Below are 23062 nucleotides of genomic sequence, written 5' to 3'. Positions count from 1 at the left end.
AAATAGAGGCTTTCACAAACTATATTAGTATGTAAAAGCACTATTAGAATAAGGAGTAAGCATTGAAATTAATTTCTTGGAATGTAAACGGCCTTCGTGCGGCTGTAACAAAAGGATTTATGGAATCCTTTAACGAACTGGATGCAGATATTTTCTGTTTACAAGAAACAAAATTGCAACCTGATCAAATTTCTTTGGAATTGCCAGGTTATGAGCAATATTGGAATAGTGCTGTGAAAAAAGGCTATAGTGGTACGGCTGTATTCACACGCATTAAACCGTTATCCGTAACTAATGGTATTGGCATTGAAGAACACGATCAAGAGGGCCGTGTTATTACTGCTGAATATGACAATTTCTATTTAGTATGCTGCTATACACCAAATAGCCAACGTGAATTGGCTCGTCTTGAGTACCGCATGACTTGGGAAGATGCATTCCGCAACTATTTGCTTGAATTAGATGAGAAAAAACCAGTTATTCTTTGTGGTGACCTTAACGTGGCTCACCAAGAAATCGACCTTAAAAATCCTAAGACGAACCGTAAAAATGCAGGCTTCTCCGACGAAGAGCGTGCAAAAATGACCGAACTGTTAGGTGCTGGTTTTACAGACACATTCCGTCATCTGTATCCAGATGCCATTGAGGAATATAGCTGGTGGTCTTATATGGGCAAGGCTCGTGAACGAAATACGGGATGGAGAATTGACTATTTCATCACCTCTAAACGTCTTGACGACAAAATTCAAGAAGCTAAAATTCACCAACAAATCTTTGGCTCTGATCACTGCCCAGTAGAATTAGATATCGATTTATAATATATTGAAAGTATAATCTACAGCCTCATCTTAGGATGGGGCTGTTGTAATAGGTGAAAGGAGACCTTATGGCTCAAAAACAAAAGGCTGTTGTCCTATTCAGCGGTGGTGTAGATAGTACTACATGTTTAGCGCTAGCTATTGAAAGATTTGGCAAAGACAATGTAGTGCCGTTATCCATTCAATATGGTCAAAAACATAGTAAAGAACTAGAGGCTGCTGCATCTATTCTCGCTTATTATGGAATTGAAGGTAAAACGATGGATGTCACTAAATTGTTTGCCTTCAGCAATTGCTCTTTATTGACCCAATCCACAGAGGCAATACCTCAAGGTTCATACAAGGAACAACAAGAAGCAGAAGGGGAAGGTACTGTTAGCACCTATGTGCCATTTAGAAATGGTCTATTCCTATCTGCGGCGGCTTCCTTAGCCTTATCTCTAGACTGCGGCTATATCTACTATGGTGCCCATAGCGATGATGCGGCTGGTAACGCATACCCAGACTGTACAGAACACTTCTATAAATCCATGGGCGATGCTATCTTCGAAGGATCCGGTAAAGAATGCTCCTTAGAAGCACCATTCATCAACCATAACAAAGCAGACGTCGTAAAAGAAGGCCTACGACTCGGCGTACCATACCACCTAACATGGTCCTGCTACGAAGGCGGCGACAAACCATGCGGACACTGCGGCACCTGTATCGATAGAGCCGAAGCATTCCGCGCCAACGGCGTCGAAGACCCAGCACAATAATAGAATTTCTCTATACCCACCAAAACTGGATTATATTAGTAGCCGCCATTTAGGCGGCTACTTTGCATATAAATTAATAGATAAGATACTATGTTTGCCTTGAGGCGGACTTCTACGTCGCTAATATTAGCTCATTTGTTGATTTGCTAAATTCGCAGTGGCAGGAGATACCTTTTCAAAGAGCGACTTTGGCAGGTCGAGGCCCCAGGCCGATGACCGTATAGCCAGTGGAGCGATGAGGAAAGGTATCTCCTGACACCCCGTCCTTACCAACTTAACACTAATAGTAGATTTACATATAAGTCCGCCTACAACCAAATTGATTGCGAAAATATTAGATATATGTTAATATTAGAACTGCCTAAAGGCGACAACTAAATAAGACAGTTTGAAACCATCCTGTCTCTAAACAAAACTACGGAAATTCATAAGCATTTATAGCATGGTAGTTTTGCCATGCTTTTTTTATTTTGAGGAGGTGAGTGTTATGATTACTACACGTAAATTGACTATTTCTGCCATGGTTGTGGCATTGTACATCGTCGTACTATATTTAACGCAAAGCGTTTCCTTCGGGGCGTATCAAATTCGTATAGCAACATCATTATATGCACTTGCTTATGCCTTTCCGTTTTTGGTAATTCCCATGGGGATTGGTAACCTCATTTCTAACTTCCTATTCGGTGGTCTTGGTATCCTCGATATGATGGGCGGTTTTGGCGTTGGTATTTTAACAACAGGTATAATCGTAGGTATGCGTAAGCTTGGCCTTAGCGCTTGGTGGGCGATTCTACCAATTATCTTTGTTCCAGCATTATGTGTACCATTATGGCTCAGCCCATTACTTGGCCTTCCATACTGGCCATTGGTATTGAACCTCGTCGTAGGTCAAACAATTCCGGCAGTGCTTGGCTCTGTTTTGGTGAAAGCTTTGATCAGCCGTCCTAGCATGGCTGCTTTATTAGGTGCTTTCAAATAAAAAGTACATAGGTAAATAAAAAGGCGTAAGCTCGATATGAGCTTACGCCTTTTCTATGGCTAAATGTTATGGAGGTTGAAAGTATTAGCAGTTGTAGCCGCGCCATTTAGTTTCTACTACGAGGCGCTCAAGGGCAACCATGTACGCTGCTTGACGAGGAGGTACATTGTATTTATGTTGCATTTCCCAAACTGCTTCAAAACTATTTTGCATATTTTTAGTTAAGCGTTCATTAACTTCTTCTTCAGTCCAGTAGAAGCTAGCTTTGTTTTGGACCCATTCGTAGTAGGATACAACTACGCCGCCGCCGTTTGCAAGAACGTCAGGAATGATGTCGATACCTTTTTCATAGAAGTATTTATCTGCATCATTAGTAGTAGGGCCATTAGCACCTTCCAAGATGATTTTAGCTTGGATGTTTTCCATGTTGTCTTTGTTCAATTGGTTTTCGAGAGCTGCCATGTACAATACATCAACTGGTTGAGCCAATAATTCTTGAGCACCAATTGTAGTCATACCTGGTTCGCTGTAACCTTCAAGGGAACGACCATGGGAGTTAGCATATTCGTATGCTTTTTCCACATCAATACCGTTAGGGTTGTAGATGTTAACGCTTACGTCGCCGATAGCAACAACTTTAGCGCCTGCTTGCGCAATGAGGCGAGCACCTACGGAACCTACGTTACCGAAGCCTTGAACTGCTACAGTAAGGTTTTTGATGTCTAAGTTTTTCTTAGCTAAGTAACTTTGTAATGCGATGAGACAGCCGCGACCAGTTGCTTCATTACGACCTAAGGATCCGCCTACTTCAATAGGTTTACCAGTAACGATACCAGGGCTCCATTCGCCTTTTAATGTGCTGTATTCATCAGCAATCCAGCTCATGATTTGGGCGTTTGTATTTACGTCTGGTGCAGGCACGTCAGTATTTACGCCAATGATAGGAGCAATACGACGTACAAAGTTACGAGTCAAGCGTTCTAATTCGCGAGGGTTCAATGTTTTAGGATCAACTTTGATACCGCCTTTACCACCGCCATAAGGAATGTTAGCGATAGCATTTTTAATAGTCATCCAAGCTGCCAATGCACGAACTTCGTTTTCGTCGGAGTCAGGATGGAAGCGAAGACCACCTTTAGCGCTACCACGTAATGTGGAGTGTTGGCAACGGTAACCTTCGTATACGCGAACTTCACCATTGTCTAGTTGAAGAGGTACAGCTACTTTTAGTTCTCGTTCAGGATGACGTAATACTTCGTACTCACTACGAGAATAACCGAGTTTTTCTGCTGCTACATCTAACGTATTTAGCATGTTTTCATAAGGATTATAACCACTCATAATAACCTCCTGTATATAAGAGTAAATTAAGTTTTGCTAATTTTAGACATACTGTAGTATTCGACGTTGTATACATAATACCCTTTATAATTTTATAACTATATTCTATAGTTTTTAATGCTTGAAAAGTGTATAGAATATAGATATTTACTGTGATTATAGTCACTCCTAAAGTTAGATATAAATCGTAGTTTTTACAGTATAAATGGATACTTTTACAAAAAAAAAAAGAGACCGATGAAAGATACTTTCACCGATCTCTAAAGAGAATATATTTTATTTTTCCATTGTATTTTCCACTGGAGTAGGAGGTACAGAAGAGTCTGTAGTTTGGCCGTCACCCCACCATACGATACCGTATGTATGATTAAGAACAGAACGGTTAAATACAGGTGTTTCGATGCCTGCCTTGCGTTGTTTGATATAGTCATCAAGAGCAAGACCTGCAGTACGTCCCATACGTACGATGGAACTAATATTAGTTAATACTAAGAAGGCCATGAATAAATCGGCTAAATTCCATACTAAATCAAGGGAGGCAATAGAGCCTACGAATGTCATGATTATTACACCAATACGGAATAAATGAAGATAGAATTTCTTCTCTGTTAAGTGGCTAATATTAATTTCACCGTAGTAATAGTTACCAATTAAGGAACTGAAGGAGAACATTACGATAAAGATTGCTACCGCTGTTGGTGCCCAAGAACCAAGTTGTTGTTCAAGGTTATGTTGTACTAGAGCAACACCAGTTAAACCTGTTGTGCTATAGTCACCAACGATGAGCACGATGAAAGCAGAAGCGGTACAAATGATAAATGTATCAAGGAATACACCGAATGCTTGTACAAGACCTTGTTCAACAGGATGGTTAACAGCTGCAGTAGCCGCTGCATTAGGCACAGAACCTTCACCGGCTTCGTTGGAGAATAGACCACGTTTAATACCATTCATTACAGTAGCACCTAATAAGCCACCACCTGCTGCTACTGGTTCAAAAGCAGAGGAGATAATAGTATAGATTACATGTGGGAATTGAGTGATATTCATAATAACTACGAATAATGCAGTAGCGATATATAAAACCGCCATGATAGGAACGATGATTTCAGATGCTTTAGCAACGCGGCTGATACCACCGAAAATGATAATACCAAGAAGAATTGCTACTACAGCGCCTGTATAGGATACATCAAAGTTGAATACTTGAAGAGATGCAGCTAATGTATTAGCTTGTACAGAGTTGTAAATCCAACCGTATGTAATACTGATCAAAATTGCAAATAAAACAGATAATGCTTTGTTGTTTAAGCCATAGCGAATGTAGTATGCTGGGCCGCCGTAAAAGCCGCCTTTAGCAACAGGTTCTTTGTAGATTTGTGCCAATGTAGATTCGATGAAACCTGTAGCAGCACCAATAAGAGCGATAACCCACATCCAGAAAATAGCACCAGGACCACCGAGTACAACAGCAATCGCTATACCTGCGATGTTACCAACACCTACACGAGATGCAGTACTAACACAGAACGCTTGGAATGAGGATACATGATTTTTTTCTGTAGAACTACCTGCACCATTGATTACGAGGCGAATCATTTCTTTGATCATACGAATTTGTACAAAATTCGTTGTCATCGTAAAGAAGAGACCTGCGCCGATGAGGATAAAGATGATGAAATAACTCCATAAATAGCCATTAATGGTAGAAATAGCATCATTGAGCATTGCTTCCATAAAAACGCTCCTTTCTCATAAAAAGAATTCTTATAATTATTAATAATATTGTATCAATTTCTATAGACTATGTAAAACAAAATCCCTCACAAGAGTGAAGGATTTTATTAATAGTTTATTATTGTATAGCAACTAAGATGTTTCTTTAAGCTTTAGTGAATTCCGGTGATTCCTCCATGCCTTGTAATAAGGTTTGTTCGGAATGTTCCATGTGAATTCTTGCCAACTTACGAGCTTGAGTAGCATTATGTGAAGCAATGGCCTCTACCAATTGACGGTGTTCTTCCCATGTCTTTCTTAGTCGGCCCGGTTGATTCATAGAGAAGCTACGGAATCGATAGGTTTGCTCCCGCAAGTTGTGTACGATATCTGCTAAACGTTCGTTACGCGATGCACGATATAGTACTTCATGGAATTCTACGTCTGCTGTTACGACGGACTCCATGTCTTTATTCTCCATATGGTCGCCGATCGCTACGAGCATTCGTTCTAGTGTTTCAATCTCCTCTTCGGTTATGCGTTCGGCAGCAAGGCCTGCTGCGAGTTCTTCTAGGGCAGACCGAATTTCAAATACTTGAGTAATATCCTTTAACGATATATTGGCTACATATGTACCACGGCGAGGAACCATGACAACAAAACCTTCGAGCTCAAGCTTACGAATGGCTTCGCGAATTGGTGTACGGCTCACACCGAGTTCTTCAGCTAGAGGAATTTCCATAAGGCGTTCGCCTGGTTTTAACACGCCGTCTTGAATGGCTTGACGTAATGTTTCACTTACGACTTCGCGTAGAGGTTTATACGCATCTAAGCGTATTGGTTGTAACCGTTTTGTCATGGTAAGTCCTCCTGTGTACATGTTTTTGTAATGAGCGATAGCCAATCATGGCCTGCTGCTTTGATCTCTTCTTGCAGTTGTAATGCTTCCATTGGTTTATCCAGCAATACCACCATTGTAGGACCACTACCGGTCATAATCGTTGGATATTCACGACTAGTGAAGAATTCTTTACAAATGACAAGTTCTTCATGGTCAGGGAAGAGTAGTTCTTCAAATGTATTAGCACTAGTAAGGAATGCTGATTTTAAGTCATTATTTTCTAGGTGTTGTTGGACTGTATCGATGGTTTGTTTTGTTGCTACGGACTTATTCGTGAAGCGACCATAAGCAGCTGCAGTTGATACAGATACCTTTGGCTTTACTAGCAATAACCAATGTGGATCTGGAGATTTTCCGTATGTTAATATTTCACCACGCCCCGTGCCACGTGCTGTACCACCTTGCAATAGGAATGGCACATCGGATCCAAGAGTAGCACCGATTTGTAAAAGTTCCTCTTGGGTGAGTCGTAAGTCCCAGAATCGATTGAGACCTACTAACATAGCAGCCGCATCAGCACTACCACCGCCAAGACCGGCTTGAATAGGTACTCGTTTTAATAGGTGAATGGCAGCTCCCGCTTTGCAACCGGTATAAGCTTGTATTGCCCGTAATGCTTTGAGGGCAAGATTTTCTTCACCATAAGTAACTAATTTTTGCATATACTCAGGTAATTCTGGAGCGCCACCGGAGAAAACTACGGAATGATGCTTCGCAAAATAAATGGAGTCGCTAAGGCGAATGGATTGGAAGATAGAGTCGATATCGTGATATCCGTCTTCACGCTTGCCCGTAATGGCAAGTCCAATATTGATTTTACTGCAACCGAGTTGCTCAAAACTTTTACTCATAATAGCCTCGTTTGTAACATACAGAATATATGCAATTTATATGTTTATTTTATACTCTTATAAAGTGATTGAAAATAACCATTAAGTGGTTTATGATGAATTTGTATACGCATATTGTTTTATTACTAAATGTATTGTAAATAGCGTATGTTTTAGTTAGTTCATTATAGAATATTTATAGTGAAATGGCAATTTGGAGGAAGCTATGTTCGCTAAGTATAAAAGTGTTATCTATGAAAGCCTTATGGTCATTCTTGGATGTGCCATATTTGGTGCCGGCCTTGATGCCTTTGTATTGCCACACAAATTGGTGAGTACTGGTATTAGTGGGGTAGGCTTGATTTTGTATTATTTAACGGGCTTATCTGTTGGTTCTTGGAATATGATTTTAAATATTCCTATATTCTGGGCTGCTTGGAAGTGGCTAGGCACCCGTGTTGTTATCAAAACCTTGTATGGCACATTGATGCTGTCTTGGATGGTTGATTTATTTAACTTCTTGCAATATGACATGATTATTAAGGATCCTTTGTTGAGTTCCATGATGGCTGGTATTACTACTGGTGTAGGTCTTGGCATTGTGTACCGCGTAGGCGGTAACACAGGTGGGCTTGATCCTATTGCACTCATTGTACGCAAATATTATGGACTTCAAATGGGGTCCATTAATAGTGCCATAAACTGTGCTATTCTTGTTGCCGCAATTGGTGTTGTTGGCCTTGAAGCTGTAGCGGTCACACTTATTAGTGTCTATGTGTATACCATCATTACGAATAAGGTGGTTATCGGGTTTAATCAACGAAAGGTAGCTTTCATCATTACCTATCGTACCGATGATGTCTGCGAATGCATCATCAAAAAGGTTGGCCGTGGAGCCACTATTATTAATGGTGTGGGTGCCTATACACGGACGCCAAAGCAAATCGTTATGGTAGCCGTTAATCTCTTGCAAGTAAATAAATTAAAAGAGGTTATTCAAGAGGCCGATCCAGATGTATTTATCTTGATAACCGATGCACAAGAGGTTATTGGTCAAGGCTTTACGCAGCCTATTATACCGACTGAAGTATGTGAACAGTTGAAAGATAAGAGTACTACACAAGAGGACAATACAGAGATTGTACACAATCAATAAGTAAGTATTTGTCATCTCATCTTAATCATGTGTAAATATAATATTTTATGAATGACATATACATTTGAGATTAGGAGGTTCCTATGGCTCATAAATTAGCAGGTACGCCTGTACAAGAACAAGATATTATAGATGTACAAACTCTGGTAGATGCCTATTTTGACAATGCGCCAGATGTAACTGATCCGACACAACTCGTATCCTTTGGTACATCAGGCCACCGTGGTACCTCTTTAAATGGTACCTTTACGGATTTACACGTAGCGGCTATTACACAGGCAATCTGTGATGGTCGTGGTCAATTTGGTGCGACAGGACCCATTTTTGTGGGCCAAGATACACATGCTTTATCTCAGCCTGCATTAGTAACAGTGCTTGAGGTACTTGCTGGTAATGGTGTGACTGCCATGGTTGATGCGGATATGGACTTTGTTCCAACGCCATCTGTGTCTCGTGCAATCATTCGATATAATGAAAGTAACGATAAAAAAGCAGATGGTATCGTTATTACACCATCTCACAATCCTCCAGATAATGGGGGCATTAAGTATAATGCTACCAACGGTGGCCCTGCAGATACGTTGATTACAAAATGGATTGAAACCCGCGCCAATGAGTACGTTCGTGCTTATTGTGAATTAGAAGGGTTCAAACGCATTAGTATTGATAATATTGAACCAGACCAACAGGTGCCTTATGACTATAAGGGCTTATATGTTGAAGAACTATCCTCCATTATTAATATGGAGGCCATTCAAAGTGCTAAACCTAAGGTTCTTGTCAATGCATTAGGTGGTAGTGGCCTTGGTTATTGGCGTGCTATTAAAGAGCGGTATAATCTTAATATGGATATTATCAATGATGAGTACGATCCAACCTTTAGCTTTATGACCTATGACCATGATGGCAAGGTGCGTATGGATTGTTCTTCTGAATATGCGATGGCGGATGTAACTAAACAAATTGGCAATTATGATCTCGCTGTTGGCAATGACCCTGATTATGATCGCTACGGTATCGTTACTGCAGAGGGACTTGCTTCTCCTAATGCGTTCCTTACGGTTGCTGCAGATTATTTGTTTACAACCCGTGGTTGGACAGATAAAGGGGTAGGTAAAACCGTTGTTTGTACCACTATGATTGATAAATGGGCGGCTGTTAAAGACATTCCGGTTTATGAGGTTCCGGTAGGCTTTAAATATTTTAGCTCTTTATTATTTGATGGTGAGATTGGTATCGGCGGTGAAGAATCTGCAGGCGCATCGTTCCTTAAAAAGGACGGCACCGTATGGACTACCGATAAAGACGGCATGGTAATGGCGCTTCTAGCAATGGAAATGTATGCCGTTATGGGCGCAACTGTTGATCGCCTCTACAATAATATTGTTGAAGGTTGTGGTGACCCACGATTTGGTCGCATTGATGCGGCTTGTACAAAGGCAGCAAAGGCTAAGTTGAAACAGTTGAATGCAAGTTCCATTACGGCTACAGAGGTAGATGGAGACGCTATTACTAATATACGCACTACATCCTTATACAAGGATATGCCCATCGATGGGGTTCGCGTAGAAACTGAAACAGGTTGGTTTGTAGCGCGTCCGTCCGGTACAGAGGATTTGTATAAAATTTATGGTGAAAGCTATAAAGGGGATAAAGGTTTAGTCGCGTTATTGACAGCAGGAGAGGCTATCGTAACGGCTGCATTATCCGACGAAGTGTAAAATACTATTTTTACATGAAAACTCATGAAGATTTCACCGTAGAAAATTAATAAATGTGATATAATATATTAATATAGTTTATTGAATACCCTATATGGGGCAAATAGTTTGTAGTGCTCAGAAAAGGTGATGTTATGAAATTAGTTGTTACCGTTGTCGGCGTTGACCGCGTTGGTATCATTGCAGGGGTTAGTACTGTACTTGCTAACCACGGCGTAAACATTATGTCTATAAATCAAACCATTCTTGATGGCGTTTTCAATATGATTATGATGTGTGAAACAAAGTCTGAAGATGTGAAAGATTTGACATCTATTCAAGATGCTTTGAATGCACTCGGTAAAGAACTTGGTGTTGAAATCCGTGCACAACATGCTGATATTTTCTTAAGCATGCACCGTGTAGGATAGGAGGCACTATGTTATCTATCGACAATATTTTAGAAACGAATCAGATGATTCATGATAACAAGCTTGACGTACGTACCATTACAATGGGTATTAGCTTGCTTGAATGTGCATCTAGCTCTGGTAAAGAGTTGTGTGATCGTATTTATGATCGCATTACGAAAGAAGCAGAACACCTTGTGTCTACTGGTGAGGCTATTGAGCGCGAGTTTGGTATTCCTATCATTAACAAACGTATTTCTGTAACACCGATCTCATTAGTGGCTGGTGGTAGTGATTTAACATCCTATGTTCCTATTGCAGAAGCGATGGATCGCGCTGCAAAAACAGTAGGTGTAAACTTTATCGGCGGTTTCTCTGCTCTTGTAACAAAAGGTGCTACACGTGCTGACCGCATTTTGATTGATTCCATTCCAGAAGCGTTGGCAACTACAGATATCGTATGTAGCTCTGTAGGTGTGGGCTCTACTAAAACGGGGATCAACATGGATGCAGTTCGCGACATGGGTATCATCGTTAAGAAAACAGCAGAACTTACAAAGGATAATGATGCGCTTGGTTGTGCTAAGCTCGTTATTTTCTGTAACCCTGTAGAGGATAATCCGTTCATGGCGGGTGCCTTCTTTGGTGTAACTGAAGGTGATAGTGCCATTTCTGTAGGCGTATCTGGTCCAGGCGTTGTAAAACACGCACTAGAATCTGTACGTGGTCAATCCTTTGATGTTGTAGCAGAAACAATTAAACGCACTGCTTTCAAAATTACTCGTGTAGGCCAATTGGTAGCACAAGAGGCATCTCGCCGTCTTGGCAAACCATTCGGTATCATTGACTTGTCCTTGGCACCAACACCAGCTGTAGGTGACTCGGTAGCTCACGTTCTTGAAGAAATGGGCTTATCCTCTTGTGGTTGTCACGGTACTACAGCAGCACTTGCATTGCTTAATGATGCAGTGAAAAAAGGTGGCCTTATGGCATCTTCTCACGTAGGCGGTCTCAGTGGTGCATTTATTCCAGTATCTGAAGATGCGGGTATGATTGATGCTGTATCTTGTGGCAGTTTATCCCTCGATAAATTAGAGGCTATGACATGCGTATGTTCTGTGGGCCTTGACATGATTGCTATTCCTGGTGACACAACAGCAGATACAATTTCTGCAATCATTGCTGATGAATCTGCTATTGGTATGATTAATAATAAGACAACTGCGGTTCGTGTAATTCCTGTACCTGGTAAAACAGTAGGCGAGGTTGTTGAGTTTGGTGGCTTGTTAGGCTATGCTCCAATTATTGAAGTGAGTCCATATAGTGCAGCTGAGTTCATCGCACGTGGTGGCCGTATTCCTGCACCTATTCGTAGCTTAACGAACTAATATTGTTTTAACCCAGTTGTTGGAGGTGTCTTATGAGTGATTATGTGCTCGATTATGTATGGGCCTTTGCTCTGGCGCTCATCATAACCTTTGCACTTACCCCTTTGGTGAAACGCTTTGCCGTTGCTGTTGGGGCAATAGATAAACCTGATGCCCGCAAGGTACATCATGGTGCTATTCCACGACTTGGTGGGTTAGCAATCTTTCTCGGTTATGTCGGGTCGGTCCTCTTTAATGGATCTATCCCACATGACCATAAACTATTTGGCTTTGTACTTGGTACCGTTATCCTTGTGCTTGTTGGCATTTGGGACGATATTAAACAAATTGAGCCAAAGACTAAGTTGATGGGCCAAATTATAGCAGCAGCTATTTTGGTAGCTTACGATATTCGCGTAGACTTTATCAACCTTCCTTGGGGTGGTGTAGTATATCTTAAATATTGGGCTGCTCCATTGACTATTTTCTGGATTGTAGGCTTTACGAATATCGTAAACCTTATCGATGGACTTGATGGCTTGGCAGCAGGTATTTCCTTTATTGCTTGTATTGCTGTTTGTGCTATGACATTACAACTTGGTCAAACTGACCTTGCCTGTATTTCATTGGCACTAGCAGGTGCAACAGTAGGGTTCTTGCGGTATAACTTTAACCCAGCGAAAATCTTCATGGGTGATACGGGCTCTATGCTCCTTGGTTATACATTAGCCGCTATTTCTGTAATGGGAGCCGTTAAAACGGCGGCTACTATTGCATTAGTAGTACCAGCAATCGTGCTAGGCTTACCAATTCTCGATACATTATTTGCTATCGTACGCCGTAAAATCAGCGGTCGTCCGATTTTCAAGCCTGATAAAGGCCATGTGCATCATCGTTTGTTAGCACAAGGCTTATCTCAAAAGCAAGCGGTGCTAATGATGTATGCTGTAACGGCTCTCTTTGGTGGCGTATCCGTCATCGTAGCAGAGGTCAATGCTTGGATTGGTATCGCATTAGTACTCGTTATCTTCTTAGGTAGTATTTATGTGGCTCGTCGCCTTGGTGTTATTACTCACAGTGATGCGGCAGGTCATCCACTACCACGTCCTACAATTGAACGCAGCGATTCAGATGAAACTATTTCCTTTGATCGTGAAGAATTGGCAAAAGCTTTAGAGGAATCCGAGGATTCCCATAAGAAATAACCATGTGGGGCGCTTGGCGCCCCATTTTTTCTATCCTACTATGTTGGAGGCAACTATGTTAAAAGTTATGACAATCTTTGGTACAAGACCTGAGGCTATCAAGATGGCTCCTCTTGTAAAAGCATTAGAAGCAGCACCGGATATGGAACCGATTGTAACCGTTACGGCACAACATCGCGATATGCTCGATCAAGTACTAAACTTGTTTAATATTACCCCTGATTACGACTTGAATATTATGAGCCAAGGTCAAACATTGTACGATGTAACAAACCGTGCATTGATGGGCCTTAAAGATGTATTAGAAGAAGCTAAACCTGATGTGGTTCTTGTACATGGTGATACTACAACTACCTTTGCAGGTGCTTTGGCGTCCTTCTATCAAGAAATTCCTGTAGGCCATGTAGAAGCAGGCCTTCGCACTGGTGATATTTACTCTCCATTCCCAGAAGAGATGAACCGCAAGTTGACTGGTTCTATTGCGACATATCATTTTGCACCAACAGCTAGTTCTGAAAGTAATCTTAAAAAAGAAAATATAAATACAGACCATTTGTATGTAACAGGCAATACGGTTATTGATGCCCTTGATACAACAGTACAAGAAAATTATGTGTTTGATGATGCTGCTATCAATGCATTAGATCCTGAAAAACGTACAGTGCTTGTTACTACACATCGCCGTGAAAACTTGGGTGAGCCTATGCGCCATGTATACCAAGCTATTCGCGATTTGCTTGATGAATTTAAAGATATTCAAGTGGTATTCCCTGTACATAAGAATCCTAAAGTTCGCCAAGTTGTACAAGAAGAACTCGGTTCTGTAGAACGTGTTACATTAATTGACCCGCTTGATTACGAACCATTTGCTAATTTGATGGCTAAATCCTATTTGATTCTTACTGATTCTGGTGGGATTCAAGAGGAAGCACCAGCTCTTGGTAAACCAGTTCTCGTATTGCGTGATACTACAGAACGCCCAGAAGCTGTTGAAGCTGGTACTGTGCGCCTTGTAGGTACTGACAAAGACGCTGTACATGCAGCAGCTCATGAATTGTTGAGCAATGCAGAGGCTTATAAATTGATGTCTAATTCCGTTAACCCATATGGTGACGGCAAAGCATCTGAACGCATCATCCAAGCGTTGCGCCATGAATTTTTAGGCGATCCTAATCGTCCTGAACGTTTTGGTAAATAATATGGATAAGGACCTTGTGAAAGCCCTCGCCATGGCAACATCGGCGGGGCTCACACTCGTTTTCTGTATAGGTGGCTTTATTGGGATTGGATATATACTAGATGGTTGGTTTAGAACTGAACCATTATGTATGGTTATATTTGGTCTTATTGGAGCTATAACAGGCTTTTATATGTTATATAAACAAGTTAAGTAGTGAGGTATATATGAATCAATATATTAAATTCATAGTGCGTGTGCTACTAACTTGTTTTTTTATTGCCTTTTTAGGCGGTATAATACAAGTTTTATGTGGCTTAGAAGTGTATCTATGGGGATGGCTTTGGGGCATCTTTATAATGGTACTCTACTTGCTTAGCTTGGCTTTGCATGGACAATCTATTGTGTCAGGAGACCCTTATAAAGCCGTACGTAAAGCTCGCAGGCAGATGATATGGCGTCTTATGTTAGTAGGCTCTTTGGTCGTCTTAGGATTAAAAATACCTGGTGTTGAAGCTGTTAGCATGTTTATAGGTATTGCACTCATACAACCGGCATTATATGTGGTGTATTGGTGGCTTAGTCGGCATTTCTGACCCCGTAAGTAGCAGTAAGAATGATAGGTGTATACCGATAATGCATTATACACAATGTGATTATGAGTAATTGGAATTGTTTACCTTGTAAGTGTTGATTATATATCTATAACGATGTATGATGATACATATATAATATATTTATATTAATTGTAAATATATAAGGTTTTTATTATGACTATGGAAGGGGTTGAGAACGTGGAATTACATGCGGGACACCATGAGGTCGTGCAGTGGTTGGGGTTAACATTTAATATTGATACCTTGATTGCTACATGGGTTACTATGGCTATTGTAATACTGGTAACAGTATTGGCCACCCGAGGACGTAAATTGGTGCCTGTAGGCTTGCAAAATATAGTGGAAGCTATATTAGAAGGCTTAGAGGGGCAGCTAGCTCCGAACTTGGGTCGTCATTGGCCGATGGTAAGTTCCTTGTTATTTACGTTTTTCTTATTTATTTTTGTAGGGAACGAACTGGGTTTAATGCCAACGTTTAAGGCTTTAACATCACCAACATCCGATATTAATACTACAATTGCATTAGCTCTATGTAGCACATTAGTGGTATGGGTTATGGGGATTAAAGTTAAAGGCTTATCCTATTTCAATCATTTTGTACAACCTTATAAGGCTTTGCTAATCCTTAATATTTTTGAGGAAATTGCAAAACCAGTTACACTTGCTTTCCGTCTATTCGGCAATATCGTAGCTGGTGAAATTTTGTTAGAAGTATTGTATAACTTGCCTTGGTTTGTACCTGTACCATGGGTTTGGATTGCTTTTAGTTTATTTATCGGTATTATTCAAGCCTTTATTTTCACAGTTCTTACTGCCTCCTACTTGGGGATGGCTCTTAGTGAGGAACATTAATTATTTTATATGGAGGATATATTATGGAAGCTCAAGGTTTATTCGCATTAGCAGCAGCAATCGCAGTAGGTTGTGGTGCCATTGGTGCAGGTATCGGTGATGGTCTTGTATCTAGCAAAGTAATCGAAGGTATTACACGCCAACCAGAATTACGTGGTCAATTGATGTCTACAATGTTCGTAGCGATTGGCTTGATCGAAGCGATGCCTATCATCGGTGTAGTAGTAGCATTTATTTTGTTATTCAGATAATAACGAGGAGGAATAACCTTGGTTGACTTAAGCCTTGGAACGATTCTTGCTCAAATGTTGAACTTTTTTATATTAGTTTGGCTATTAGCTCGTTTTGCATATAAACCATTATTGGCTATGATGACAGAACGTAAAGAACGTATTGCTAAAGACTTAGAAGCTGCAGAAAAAGCTCGCGTAGAGGCAGAGGGCTTTAAAGCTGATTATGCAGCTCAAATTGCTAAAGCACGTCAAGAAGCACAACAAATTGTTGAAAAAGCAGTTCAAGAAGCAGAAAATACAACACGCGAACAATTAGCGACAGCACGCGAACAAATTGAACAAGAAAAAAATCGTGCTCGCCAAGATATTGCAATCGAACGTGATCGTGCTATGAATAGTTTACGCAATGAAGTTGTTTCTTTGTCTGTAGCTATGGCTGGTAAAGTTGTTGCTAAAGATATGAACAGCGAAACTAATACAAAATTGATCGAAGACGCTATTCGTCAACTTGATAGTAAAACGATAGGGTTGTGATACGATGAGCATAGAAATTGTAGCAGATAAATATAGTTCGGCTATGTTTGAATTAGCTCAAGAACAAAATAAGTTGGAACTCATGGAGGAGCAATTAGGTTATGTAGCATCCGTAATGGTTGATCAACCTGAGTTGCGTTCCTTTCTAGAGAATCCAATCGTTACAGAAGATGCAAAGATTAAGCTTATTGGTAAAATTTTTGACTCTAGTATCGATAAAGTTGCTCTACACTTTATTTATGTGATGATTAAGCGCGGTCGTTATCGCTATATAGCATCGACTATCGAAGCGTTTATTAAGAAATCACGTGCAGCACGTGGTATTTTGGAAGCTACTGTAACAGTAGCTGAACCAATTACAGCTGATGTAGAAGCATCTGTACAAGCTAAACTAAGAGAAGTAACAGGAAAAGATGTCATCTTATCCGTGCGTCAAGATCCATCCATTATGGGTGGTATCGTTATCCAAGTAGGGGATAAACGCATCGATGGCTCTGTAGCTCGCCGTTTAGAGGAATTAGAAAAATCTTTATTAAGAACGAACTCTATTAGATAGGGGTGAATGGGTATATATGAAAATGAAGCCTGAAGAAATCACTGCTATAATTAAACAGCAGATTCAGGACTATGATGTTGACCTCAATGTCGATGACGTGGGTACTGTTCTTGACGTAGGGGATGGCATCGCCCATATTTATGGTCTTGAAAGAGCCATGGCTGGTGAGTTGTTAGAGTTACCACACGGCGTATATGGCTTGGTTTTGAACTTAGAATTAGATAATGTTGGTGCCGTACTATTAGGTGACGACTTCTTAATTAAAGAAGGCGATGAAGTACGCCGTACTGGCAAAATTATGGACGTACCAGTAGGGGATGCTCTTATTGGTCGTGTAGTAAATCCATTGGGGCAGCCTATCGATGGCAAGGGTGCTATTCAAGCGACTGAACGTCGTCCTGTAGAACATCCAGCACCTGGTATTGCGGATCGTCAATCTGTAAACGAACCATTGCAAACAGGTTTGAAAGCTATCGATGCGATGGTACCAATTGGCCGTGGCCAACGTGAGCTTATCATTGGTGACCGTGGTACAGGTAAAACTGCAATTGCTCTTGATACAATTATCAATCAAAAAGGTAAAGATGTAATTTGTATCTATGTAGCAATTGGTCAAAAAGAATCTACCGTAGCTCGTGTAGTACAAAAATTGGAAGAAACAGGTGCGTTGGAGTATACAATCGTCGTTTCTGCTAGTGCTTCTACAGGGGCTCCATTACAATACATCGCTCCGTACGCAGGTGTTGCTATGGGTGAATACTTCATGTACAAAGGCAAACATGTACTTTGTGTATATGATGACTTAACTAAGCAAGCGGCTGCTTACCGTGCTATGTCTTTATTATTACGCCGTCCACCAGGGCGTGAAGCGTATCCAGGCGACGTATTCTACTTACACAGCCGTCTATTAGAACGTGCTGCGAAACTTTCACCAGAACTTGGTGGTGGTTCGATTACTGCGTTGCCAATCATTGAAACACAAGCAGGTGACGTATCTGCATACATCCCAACAAACGTAATTTCCATTACTGATGGTCAAATTTTCTTGGGGACAGATATGTTCTACTCTGGCGTCCGCCCAGCGGTTGATGTAGGTTTGTCCGTATCCCGTGTAGGTGGTAGTGCGCAAACTAAAGCGATGAAACAAGTAGCAGGCCAATTGCGTTTGGACCTTGCTCAATATCGTGAGTTAGCTGCCTTCGCTCAGTTCGGTTCCGATCTTGATGCGGCTACTAAAGCACAATTAGACCGTGGTGAACGTTTGACTGAAATGTTAAAACAAGGTCAATATGAACCTATGAGCGTAGCAGAAATGGTTATTAATCTTTACGCTGGTACAAAAGGGTATTTAGCAAGTATTCAAGTGGATGATATTTTAGCATTTGAAGCTGAACTTTTACGTTATATAAAAGCTAACTATCCTGAAATCATCACAAATATTGAAACGTCTAAGAAAATTGACGAAGATACTGAAAATCTATTGAAACAAGCAATCCCAGAATGTGTAGAAGCATTTGGTTCTACGCATACATTAGTGTCTCATAAGGAGGCGTAATGTATGGCTAGTGCACAAGATTTGCGAAAACGCATAAAAAGTGTTACCAATACGCAACAAATTACAAAAGCGATGAAGATGGTAGCCTCTGCTCGTCTTCGTAAGGCGCAAACAAAAGCGGAAGGTACTCGTCCTTACGCAGAGAAGATTGGGCAAATCTTGCGTCATATGTCTAATAGTGATTTAGAAGGCTTTAGCAGTCCTTTGTTAGAGGTACGCCCTATAAAACGCACATGCTATATTGTAATAGGTGCCGATAAGGGCCTTGCAGGGGCATTCTCGTCTAATGTGTTGAAGTTTGCTATGGAACAATTGTATGGTAAATCTTCCGATACATACCGTGTTATCACGGCAGGTAAAAAGCCTAGAGACAGCATGAAATCTAGAGGAATTCATATCGATAAGTCCTATGCAGGCTTCTCCGATAAACCTTCTTATGAACATGCCCGTGCCATTATGCATGAAGCACTTTCACTATACGAACGTCATGAAGTTGACGAAGTCATCATGATCTATACACGTTTTGTAAATTCTATGACGCAAATTGCACAGGCTGAGCGCTTGTTGCCGATAGAGCAACCACAAGATGAGGTAAAGGGCGAAGAGTATGATTTCATGCCATCTGCTGTATCTGTCTTGGAGGCGTTGTTACCAAAATATTTAGAGATTACTGTTTATAATGGATTGTTGCAATCTGCAGCAAGTGAATTGGGTGCTCGTATGACAGCCATGACATCTGCTACAGATAATGCAGGGGAACTCATTGATTCCTTAGGACTTGAATATAACAAGTTACGTCAATCTAGCATTACAAACGAAATTTCTGAAATCGTTGGTGGCGCTAATGCCTTGCAATAAATAAGGAGACATTTGTCGATGAGTAATAATATTGGTAAAGTTGTGCAGGTCATTGGTCCAGTTGTAGACGTGCGCTTCGATGCTGGTCATTTGCCAAGCATCTACAACGCCATCAACATCTACCATGATCATAAGGCACATGATAGACAAAAAATTGTAGTAGAGGTTATGCAACACTTAGGTGATGATACTGTACGTTGCGTTGCAATGAGCTCTACTGACGGTATGACCCGTAATATGGATGCTGAAGATACTGGTGCTGCAATTGCCGTTCCTGTAGGTGAAGGTGTATTGGGTCGTATCTTTAACGTATTGGGTGAAACTGTAGACCATGATCCAGCTCCAGTTGTAGCTGACGAAAAATGGCCTATTCATCGTCCAGCACCTAAATTTGATGACCTTTCTCCAGATACTAAAATCTTGGAAACAGGTATTAAGGTCGTTGACCTTATCGCTCCATATGTAAAAGGTGGTAAAATCGGCCTCTTCGGTGGTGCCGGTGTAGGTAAAACCGTATTAATTATGGAATTGATTCACAATGTTGCCACAGAGCACGGTGGTTACTCCGTATTCTCCGGCGTAGGCGAACGTACTCGTGAAGGTAACGACTTGTGGAACGAAATGAAAGAGTCCGGCGTTATCAACAAAACAGCTCTTGTATATGGCCAAATGAATGAGCCACCTGGGGCACGTATGCGCGTAGGTCTTACAGGCCTTACAATGGCTGAATACTTCCGTGATGTGAAGAAACAAGACGTGCTCTTGTTTATTGATAATATCTTCCGCTTTATTCAAGCTGGCTCTGAAGTATCAGCCCTCTTAGGTCGTATGCCATCTGCCGTAGGTTATCAACCTACATTGGCTAATGACGTAGGGGCATTACAAGAACGTATTACATCTACCAAAGAAGGTTCTATTACTTCTGTACAAGCTGTATACGTACCTGCCGATGACTTAACTGACCCTGCGCCAGCGGCGACATTCGCTCACTTGGATGCGACAACAGTATTGTCTCGTTCCATTGCGGAACTTGGTATCTATCCAGCGGTGGATCCGTTAGATTCTACAAGCCGTATTTTGGACCCACATGTACTTGGTGAAGAACACTATGAAGTAGCGCGTGGCGTACAAGAAGTATTGCAAAAATATAAAGATCTTCAAGATATTATCGCAATCCTTGGTATGGAAGAATTGTCTGACGAAGATAAATTGACAGTATCTCGTGCGCGTAAGATTCAACGTTTCTTGAGTCAACCGTTCTTCGTAGCTGAAGTATTTACTGGTTCTCCTGGTAAATACGTACCATTGTCCGAAACATTGAGAGGCTTTAGAGAAATCCTTGATGGTAAACATGATGATTTACCTGAAGGTGCATTCTACATGGTTGGTACCATCGATGAAGCCGTTCAAAAAGCAAAGGAAATGCAAGAGAAGGGGGAATAATCCATGGCGGAACCTATGACCCTACAGATCATTACACCTGATGCGATTGTCTTTGAAGGTAAGTCTACATTCTTTGTAGGTAAAGCCATTGATGGTCAATTTGGTATCTTGCCAAATCATGCACCTATGATTATCGCATTAGATTTAGCGCCATTACGCATAGATCAACCAGATGGAACATCTCGTGAACTTGCTGTATTTGGTGGTTTCTGTGAAATCGAACATAATAAGGTGAGTATTGTAACACCAGATTGCCAAGATCCAGCATCCATTGATGTGGAACGTGCTCGTCGAGCTAAAGAACGTGCAGAAGGCCGGTTATCCAATCCTACACCAGATATCGATGTAGAACGCGCAGAAGCAGCATTGCAACGTGCATTATTGCGCTTGCATGTAACTAAACAACTATAAAGAAAAAGGCTAGCCATAGGGCTAGCCTTTTTCTATAGAATTTCATTTTGTTTATAGGAAACACTCATCTAACATTAAGGTCATCTACTTATACTAAAATTTGTCATTTAAATTTAATGACTTATTGTGTTAATTTGGAGGTTTTCTAATGAACGTATCAAAAAAATCTTTCATTGCTTTTGCTGTATTAGCATGCTGTTTTGGTGCATCTACACTAGGAACACATGTAGACGCATCTTATGGTTATAAATATACTGACTCGGTTCGTCCACCAGTAGAAACTCCTACAAATGATGCTTTTAGAGCTAACATGGTTAAACAAAATGAAGCTGATAATGCTAAATATGCTGCGACTACTAATACAAGTACAGCAAGTGCAAAAGATGATGATTCAATTTATTACGTAAGCGATTTATCTGATTCCTTCCGTAGTTCATTTACTGCACTTTTAAGAAATGCTGGTTTTACAGAGCATCAACTTAGATTAATCGGCTTGATTCACTAAGTTATGTATCGTTAATAGGTGAATACAAAAAGACCGTTAAGCAATTGCTTAACGGTCTTTTTAGTGTCTCTTATAATACGCTAACACCTTTTAAGGAATACGCTGTATTCTTAGGTTGTTCTACTTGGAAATCAAGTACTACTGGAGACTCAGAGTTAATACCAGGTGCTTGATAGCGGTCGCGGTCTGTTGGAATACGTTTGTATGGTAATTTATCAAGTAATACAGTCATAACTTTGTTCCATACAGCCTTATGTGTTGGCATTGTTAAGGAATCATCAGTTTGATTGAATCCACTGCGTACAGTGTGAATAACTTGATCATTCACATCGTAGTAATATAACAATGCATTTACCTTTGCTGCAATATACATTTCGCGATCATCATTATTATATGCATATGGGCTATTTACACCATTAATTTGTACGTATACGTCTTGCAATGGTACAGGCATGATAACAATTTCAGAGTTCTGCGCAGATGCAATTTGCGCAAGGTCAACAGCTCTAATTTCTGCTGTTGGCGTATTAGTACTTACGATTGCTGTATCATAGTATGGATACTTAAGCGTATTAGATAGACGGTCTGTCATGTAACGACCTAATTGGGCTGTGTTTTCGTTGCGCAATTTTGCAGGTACAACAATTGTAACTTTGCGACTAGGGAAATTATCTAAGTGACCATCATAATTAGAATTAGAAGTATTGATAGTCGCTTTTTCAGGTGTTCCAACAATTGGTGTTGAAACAGGTGTGTTTGCAACCTTCAAAATAGGTTGACCATTATTATCGGCTTGTAATGTAGGGGTAGTCGTATCTACATTGGATGGCATAGAGTTAATGACTACCGGTTGAGCGGTATTTGATGTTAACTGGCTCATATTAATAGTGGCAGCACTTGCTGTAGCGAGTGTAGATGCCAATAGTACACCTAGTACTGTAAGTAGCGAACGTTTATAGCGTCCGAATGTATAAAACATAGTTCCTCCTCTAAATAAGACTCTTTAAAATTCACAAACAAAACAACTGGTACTATTATATCACATATACAAAAAAAAGAAGCAAGCTTTATGCTTGCTTCTAGGTTTGGTGGACGATGACAGGATCGAACTGCCGACATCCTGCTTGTAAGGCAGGCGCT

General features: G+C 40.7%; 25 protein-coding genes. 20 read left to right on the top strand and 5 right to left on the bottom strand.

Annotation, left to right across the window (positions count from 1 at the left end; genetic code table 11):
- The first annotated feature begins 62 nt into the window (after window positions 1-62).
- The 3 genes from QZ334_RS01405 (at window position 63) to QZ334_RS01395 (ending at window position 2555) form a co-directional block, all read left to right on the top strand.
- Window positions 63-818: an exodeoxyribonuclease III gene (locus QZ334_RS01405; RefSeq protein ID WP_129823436.1), complete on the top strand. Its 756-nt coding sequence runs from the start codon at window positions 63-65 to the stop codon at window positions 816-818.
- A gap of 68 nt (window positions 819-886) precedes the next feature.
- On the top strand, window positions 887-1576 hold the full coding sequence (gene queC / locus QZ334_RS01400) for a 7-cyano-7-deazaguanine synthase QueC (protein ID WP_295231306.1): 690 nt from the start codon (window positions 887-889) through the stop codon (window positions 1574-1576).
- 487 nt (window positions 1577-2063) lie between these two features.
- The gene (locus QZ334_RS01395) at window positions 2064-2555 is read left to right on the top strand and encodes a QueT transporter family protein (RefSeq protein WP_287533471.1); all 492 of its coding nucleotides are present in this window, start codon (window positions 2064-2066) and stop codon (window positions 2553-2555) included.
- Window positions 2556-2639: 84 nt separating this feature from the next.
- On the opposite strand, the gene QZ334_RS01390 is transcribed toward QZ334_RS01395, so the two are convergent.
- The 4 genes from QZ334_RS01390 to ispE form a co-directional block, all read right to left on the bottom strand.
- Entirely contained in the window at window positions 2640-3896 is a 1257-nt protein-coding gene (locus tag QZ334_RS01390; RefSeq protein ID WP_005385406.1) for a Glu/Leu/Phe/Val family dehydrogenase, read from the bottom strand.
- A gap of 276 nt (window positions 3897-4172) precedes the next feature.
- Window positions 4173-5633 (bottom strand): alanine/glycine:cation symporter family protein, encoded by a 1461-nt coding sequence (locus QZ334_RS01385; RefSeq protein WP_295231303.1) that lies wholly within the window; start codon window positions 5631-5633, stop codon window positions 4173-4175.
- A 145-nt stretch (window positions 5634-5778) separates the two neighbouring features.
- Complete coding sequence (locus QZ334_RS01380) at window positions 5779-6471, bottom strand: GntR family transcriptional regulator (RefSeq protein WP_024065887.1); 693 nt, start codon at window positions 6469-6471, stop codon at window positions 5779-5781.
- Entirely contained in the window at window positions 6468-7364 is an 897-nt protein-coding gene (ispE, locus tag QZ334_RS01375) for a 4-(cytidine 5'-diphospho)-2-C-methyl-D-erythritol kinase (RefSeq protein WP_119208974.1), read from the bottom strand. The genes QZ334_RS01380 and ispE overlap by 4 nt, the downstream gene beginning before the upstream one ends.
- 205 nt (window positions 7365-7569) lie before the next feature.
- Here ispE and QZ334_RS01370 point away from each other — a divergent pair, with 205 nt between their 5' ends.
- From QZ334_RS01370 to QZ334_RS01290, 17 genes are all read left to right on the top strand, one after another.
- Window positions 7570-8499 (top strand): YitT family protein, encoded by a 930-nt coding sequence (locus tag QZ334_RS01370; RefSeq protein ID WP_295231297.1) that lies wholly within the window; start codon window positions 7570-7572, stop codon window positions 8497-8499.
- 83 nt (window positions 8500-8582) lie between these two features.
- Window positions 8583-10220 (top strand): phosphoglucomutase, encoded by a 1638-nt coding sequence (locus QZ334_RS01365; RefSeq protein WP_005385414.1) that lies wholly within the window; start codon window positions 8583-8585, stop codon window positions 10218-10220.
- Between the two features lie 134 nt (window positions 10221-10354).
- On the top strand, window positions 10355-10630 hold the full coding sequence (locus QZ334_RS01360) for an ACT domain-containing protein (RefSeq protein ID WP_039968964.1): 276 nt from the start codon (window positions 10355-10357) through the stop codon (window positions 10628-10630).
- Between the two features lie 8 nt (window positions 10631-10638).
- Window positions 10639-11997, top strand: coding sequence for a PFL family protein (locus QZ334_RS01355; protein ID WP_005385418.1), 1359 nt, complete (start codon window positions 10639-10641; stop codon window positions 11995-11997).
- Window positions 11998-12029: 32 nt separating this feature from the next.
- Window positions 12030-13181 carry a glycosyltransferase family 4 protein gene (locus QZ334_RS01350; RefSeq protein ID WP_005385419.1) on the top strand — a complete coding sequence of 384 codons (1152 nt, stop codon included), beginning with the start codon at window positions 12030-12032 and terminating at the stop codon, window positions 13179-13181.
- Between the two features lie 55 nt (window positions 13182-13236).
- Entirely contained in the window at window positions 13237-14379 is a 1143-nt protein-coding gene (gene wecB, locus QZ334_RS01345) for a non-hydrolyzing UDP-N-acetylglucosamine 2-epimerase (RefSeq protein ID WP_119206792.1), read from the top strand.
- Between the two features lies 1 nt (window position 14380).
- On the top strand, window positions 14381-14575 hold the full coding sequence (locus tag QZ334_RS01340) for an AtpZ/AtpI family protein (RefSeq protein ID WP_105089727.1): 195 nt from the start codon (window positions 14381-14383) through the stop codon (window positions 14573-14575).
- A gap of 10 nt (window positions 14576-14585) precedes the next feature.
- Window positions 14586-14954 (top strand): hypothetical protein, encoded by a 369-nt coding sequence (locus QZ334_RS01335; protein WP_005385424.1) that lies wholly within the window; start codon window positions 14586-14588, stop codon window positions 14952-14954.
- A gap of 174 nt (window positions 14955-15128) precedes the next feature.
- Entirely contained in the window at window positions 15129-15827 is a 699-nt protein-coding gene (gene atpB / locus QZ334_RS01330; RefSeq protein WP_005385425.1) for a F0F1 ATP synthase subunit A, read from the top strand.
- A 23-nt stretch (window positions 15828-15850) separates the two neighbouring features.
- The gene (gene atpE / locus QZ334_RS01325) at window positions 15851-16078 is read left to right on the top strand and encodes a F0F1 ATP synthase subunit C (protein WP_004695064.1); all 228 of its coding nucleotides are present in this window, start codon (window positions 15851-15853) and stop codon (window positions 16076-16078) included.
- Window positions 16079-16096: 18 nt separating this feature from the next.
- Complete coding sequence (gene atpF, locus QZ334_RS01320; protein WP_060924369.1) at window positions 16097-16594, top strand: F0F1 ATP synthase subunit B; 498 nt, start codon at window positions 16097-16099, stop codon at window positions 16592-16594.
- A 4-nt stretch (window positions 16595-16598) separates the two neighbouring features.
- Window positions 16599-17150, top strand: a complete 552-nt coding sequence (gene atpH / locus QZ334_RS01315; protein WP_105094204.1) for an ATP synthase F1 subunit delta — start codon at window positions 16599-16601, stop codon at window positions 17148-17150.
- A gap of 16 nt (window positions 17151-17166) precedes the next feature.
- A complete protein-coding gene (gene atpA, locus QZ334_RS01310) occupies window positions 17167-18705 on the top strand; it encodes a F0F1 ATP synthase subunit alpha (RefSeq protein ID WP_287540116.1) in 1539 nt (512 codons plus the stop codon).
- 3 nt (window positions 18706-18708) lie between these two features.
- Entirely contained in the window at window positions 18709-19563 is an 855-nt protein-coding gene (atpG, locus tag QZ334_RS01305) for an ATP synthase F1 subunit gamma (protein ID WP_295231283.1), read from the top strand.
- A gap of 18 nt (window positions 19564-19581) precedes the next feature.
- Window positions 19582-21006: a F0F1 ATP synthase subunit beta gene (gene atpD / locus QZ334_RS01300; RefSeq protein ID WP_105084942.1), complete on the top strand. Its 1425-nt coding sequence runs from the start codon at window positions 19582-19584 to the stop codon at window positions 21004-21006.
- A gap of 3 nt (window positions 21007-21009) precedes the next feature.
- Window positions 21010-21417 carry an ATP synthase F1 subunit epsilon gene (gene atpC, locus QZ334_RS01295; protein ID WP_156720011.1) on the top strand — a complete coding sequence of 136 codons (408 nt, stop codon included), beginning with the start codon at window positions 21010-21012 and terminating at the stop codon, window positions 21415-21417.
- Between the two features lie 148 nt (window positions 21418-21565).
- On the top strand, window positions 21566-21922 hold the full coding sequence (locus QZ334_RS01290; RefSeq protein ID WP_105084941.1) for a hypothetical protein: 357 nt from the start codon (window positions 21566-21568) through the stop codon (window positions 21920-21922).
- Window positions 21923-21992: 70 nt separating this feature from the next.
- Here the strand turns inward: QZ334_RS01290 and QZ334_RS01285 are convergent, their stop codons facing one another.
- Complete coding sequence (locus QZ334_RS01285) at window positions 21993-22901, bottom strand: hypothetical protein (RefSeq protein WP_295231280.1); 909 nt, start codon at window positions 22899-22901, stop codon at window positions 21993-21995.
- Window positions 22902-23062 lie beyond the last annotated feature (161 nt).

Source organism: Veillonella sp. (assembly GCF_019414865.1).
Classification (GTDB): Bacteria; Bacillota; Negativicutes; order Veillonellales; family Veillonellaceae; genus Veillonella.
This window is presented reverse-complemented; position numbering and strand designations above follow the sequence as displayed.

Bases quoted from the DNA above. Each gene is read 5' to 3' on its own strand.
- atpD (WP_105084942.1), top strand. From the start codon at position 19,582: ATGAGTAATAATATTGGTAAAGTTGTGCAGGTCATTGGTCCAGTTGTA.
- QZ334_RS01350 (WP_005385419.1), top strand. From the start codon at position 12,030: ATGAGTGATTATGTGCTCGATTATGTATGGGCCTTTGCTCTGGCGCTC.
- atpC (WP_156720011.1), top strand. From the start codon at position 21,010: ATGGCGGAACCTATGACCCTACAGATCATTACACCTGATGCGATTGTC.
- wecB (WP_119206792.1), top strand. From the start codon at position 13,237: ATGTTAAAAGTTATGACAATCTTTGGTACAAGACCTGAGGCTATCAAG.
- QZ334_RS01335 (WP_005385424.1), top strand. From the start codon at position 14,586: ATGAATCAATATATTAAATTCATAGTGCGTGTGCTACTAACTTGTTTT.
- QZ334_RS01380 (WP_024065887.1), bottom strand. From the start codon at position 6,471: ATGACAAAACGGTTACAACCAATACGCTTAGATGCGTATAAACCTCTA.
- QZ334_RS01390 (WP_005385406.1), bottom strand. From the start codon at position 3,896: ATGAGTGGTTATAATCCTTATGAAAACATGCTAAATACGTTAGATGTA.
- QZ334_RS01290 (WP_105084941.1), top strand. From the start codon at position 21,566: ATGAACGTATCAAAAAAATCTTTCATTGCTTTTGCTGTATTAGCATGC.
- QZ334_RS01365 (WP_005385414.1), top strand. From the start codon at position 8,583: ATGGCTCATAAATTAGCAGGTACGCCTGTACAAGAACAAGATATTATA.
- atpB (WP_005385425.1), top strand. From the start codon at position 15,129: ATGACTATGGAAGGGGTTGAGAACGTGGAATTACATGCGGGACACCAT.
- QZ334_RS01355 (WP_005385418.1), top strand. From the start codon at position 10,639: ATGTTATCTATCGACAATATTTTAGAAACGAATCAGATGATTCATGAT.
- atpE (WP_004695064.1), top strand. From the start codon at position 15,851: ATGGAAGCTCAAGGTTTATTCGCATTAGCAGCAGCAATCGCAGTAGGT.
- QZ334_RS01385 (WP_295231303.1), bottom strand. From the start codon at position 5,633: ATGGAAGCAATGCTCAATGATGCTATTTCTACCATTAATGGCTATTTA.
- queC (WP_295231306.1), top strand. From the start codon at position 887: ATGGCTCAAAAACAAAAGGCTGTTGTCCTATTCAGCGGTGGTGTAGAT.
- QZ334_RS01395 (WP_287533471.1), top strand. From the start codon at position 2,064: ATGATTACTACACGTAAATTGACTATTTCTGCCATGGTTGTGGCATTG.
- QZ334_RS01340 (WP_105089727.1), top strand. From the start codon at position 14,381: ATGGATAAGGACCTTGTGAAAGCCCTCGCCATGGCAACATCGGCGGGG.
- ispE (WP_119208974.1), bottom strand. From the start codon at position 7,364: ATGAGTAAAAGTTTTGAGCAACTCGGTTGCAGTAAAATCAATATTGGA.
- QZ334_RS01370 (WP_295231297.1), top strand. From the start codon at position 7,570: ATGTTCGCTAAGTATAAAAGTGTTATCTATGAAAGCCTTATGGTCATT.
- atpG (WP_295231283.1), top strand. From the start codon at position 18,709: ATGGCTAGTGCACAAGATTTGCGAAAACGCATAAAAAGTGTTACCAAT.
- atpA (WP_287540116.1), top strand. From the start codon at position 17,167: ATGAAAATGAAGCCTGAAGAAATCACTGCTATAATTAAACAGCAGATT.
- QZ334_RS01285 (WP_295231280.1), bottom strand. From the start codon at position 22,901: ATGTTTTATACATTCGGACGCTATAAACGTTCGCTACTTACAGTACTA.
- QZ334_RS01360 (WP_039968964.1), top strand. From the start codon at position 10,355: ATGAAATTAGTTGTTACCGTTGTCGGCGTTGACCGCGTTGGTATCATT.
- atpH (WP_105094204.1), top strand. From the start codon at position 16,599: ATGAGCATAGAAATTGTAGCAGATAAATATAGTTCGGCTATGTTTGAA.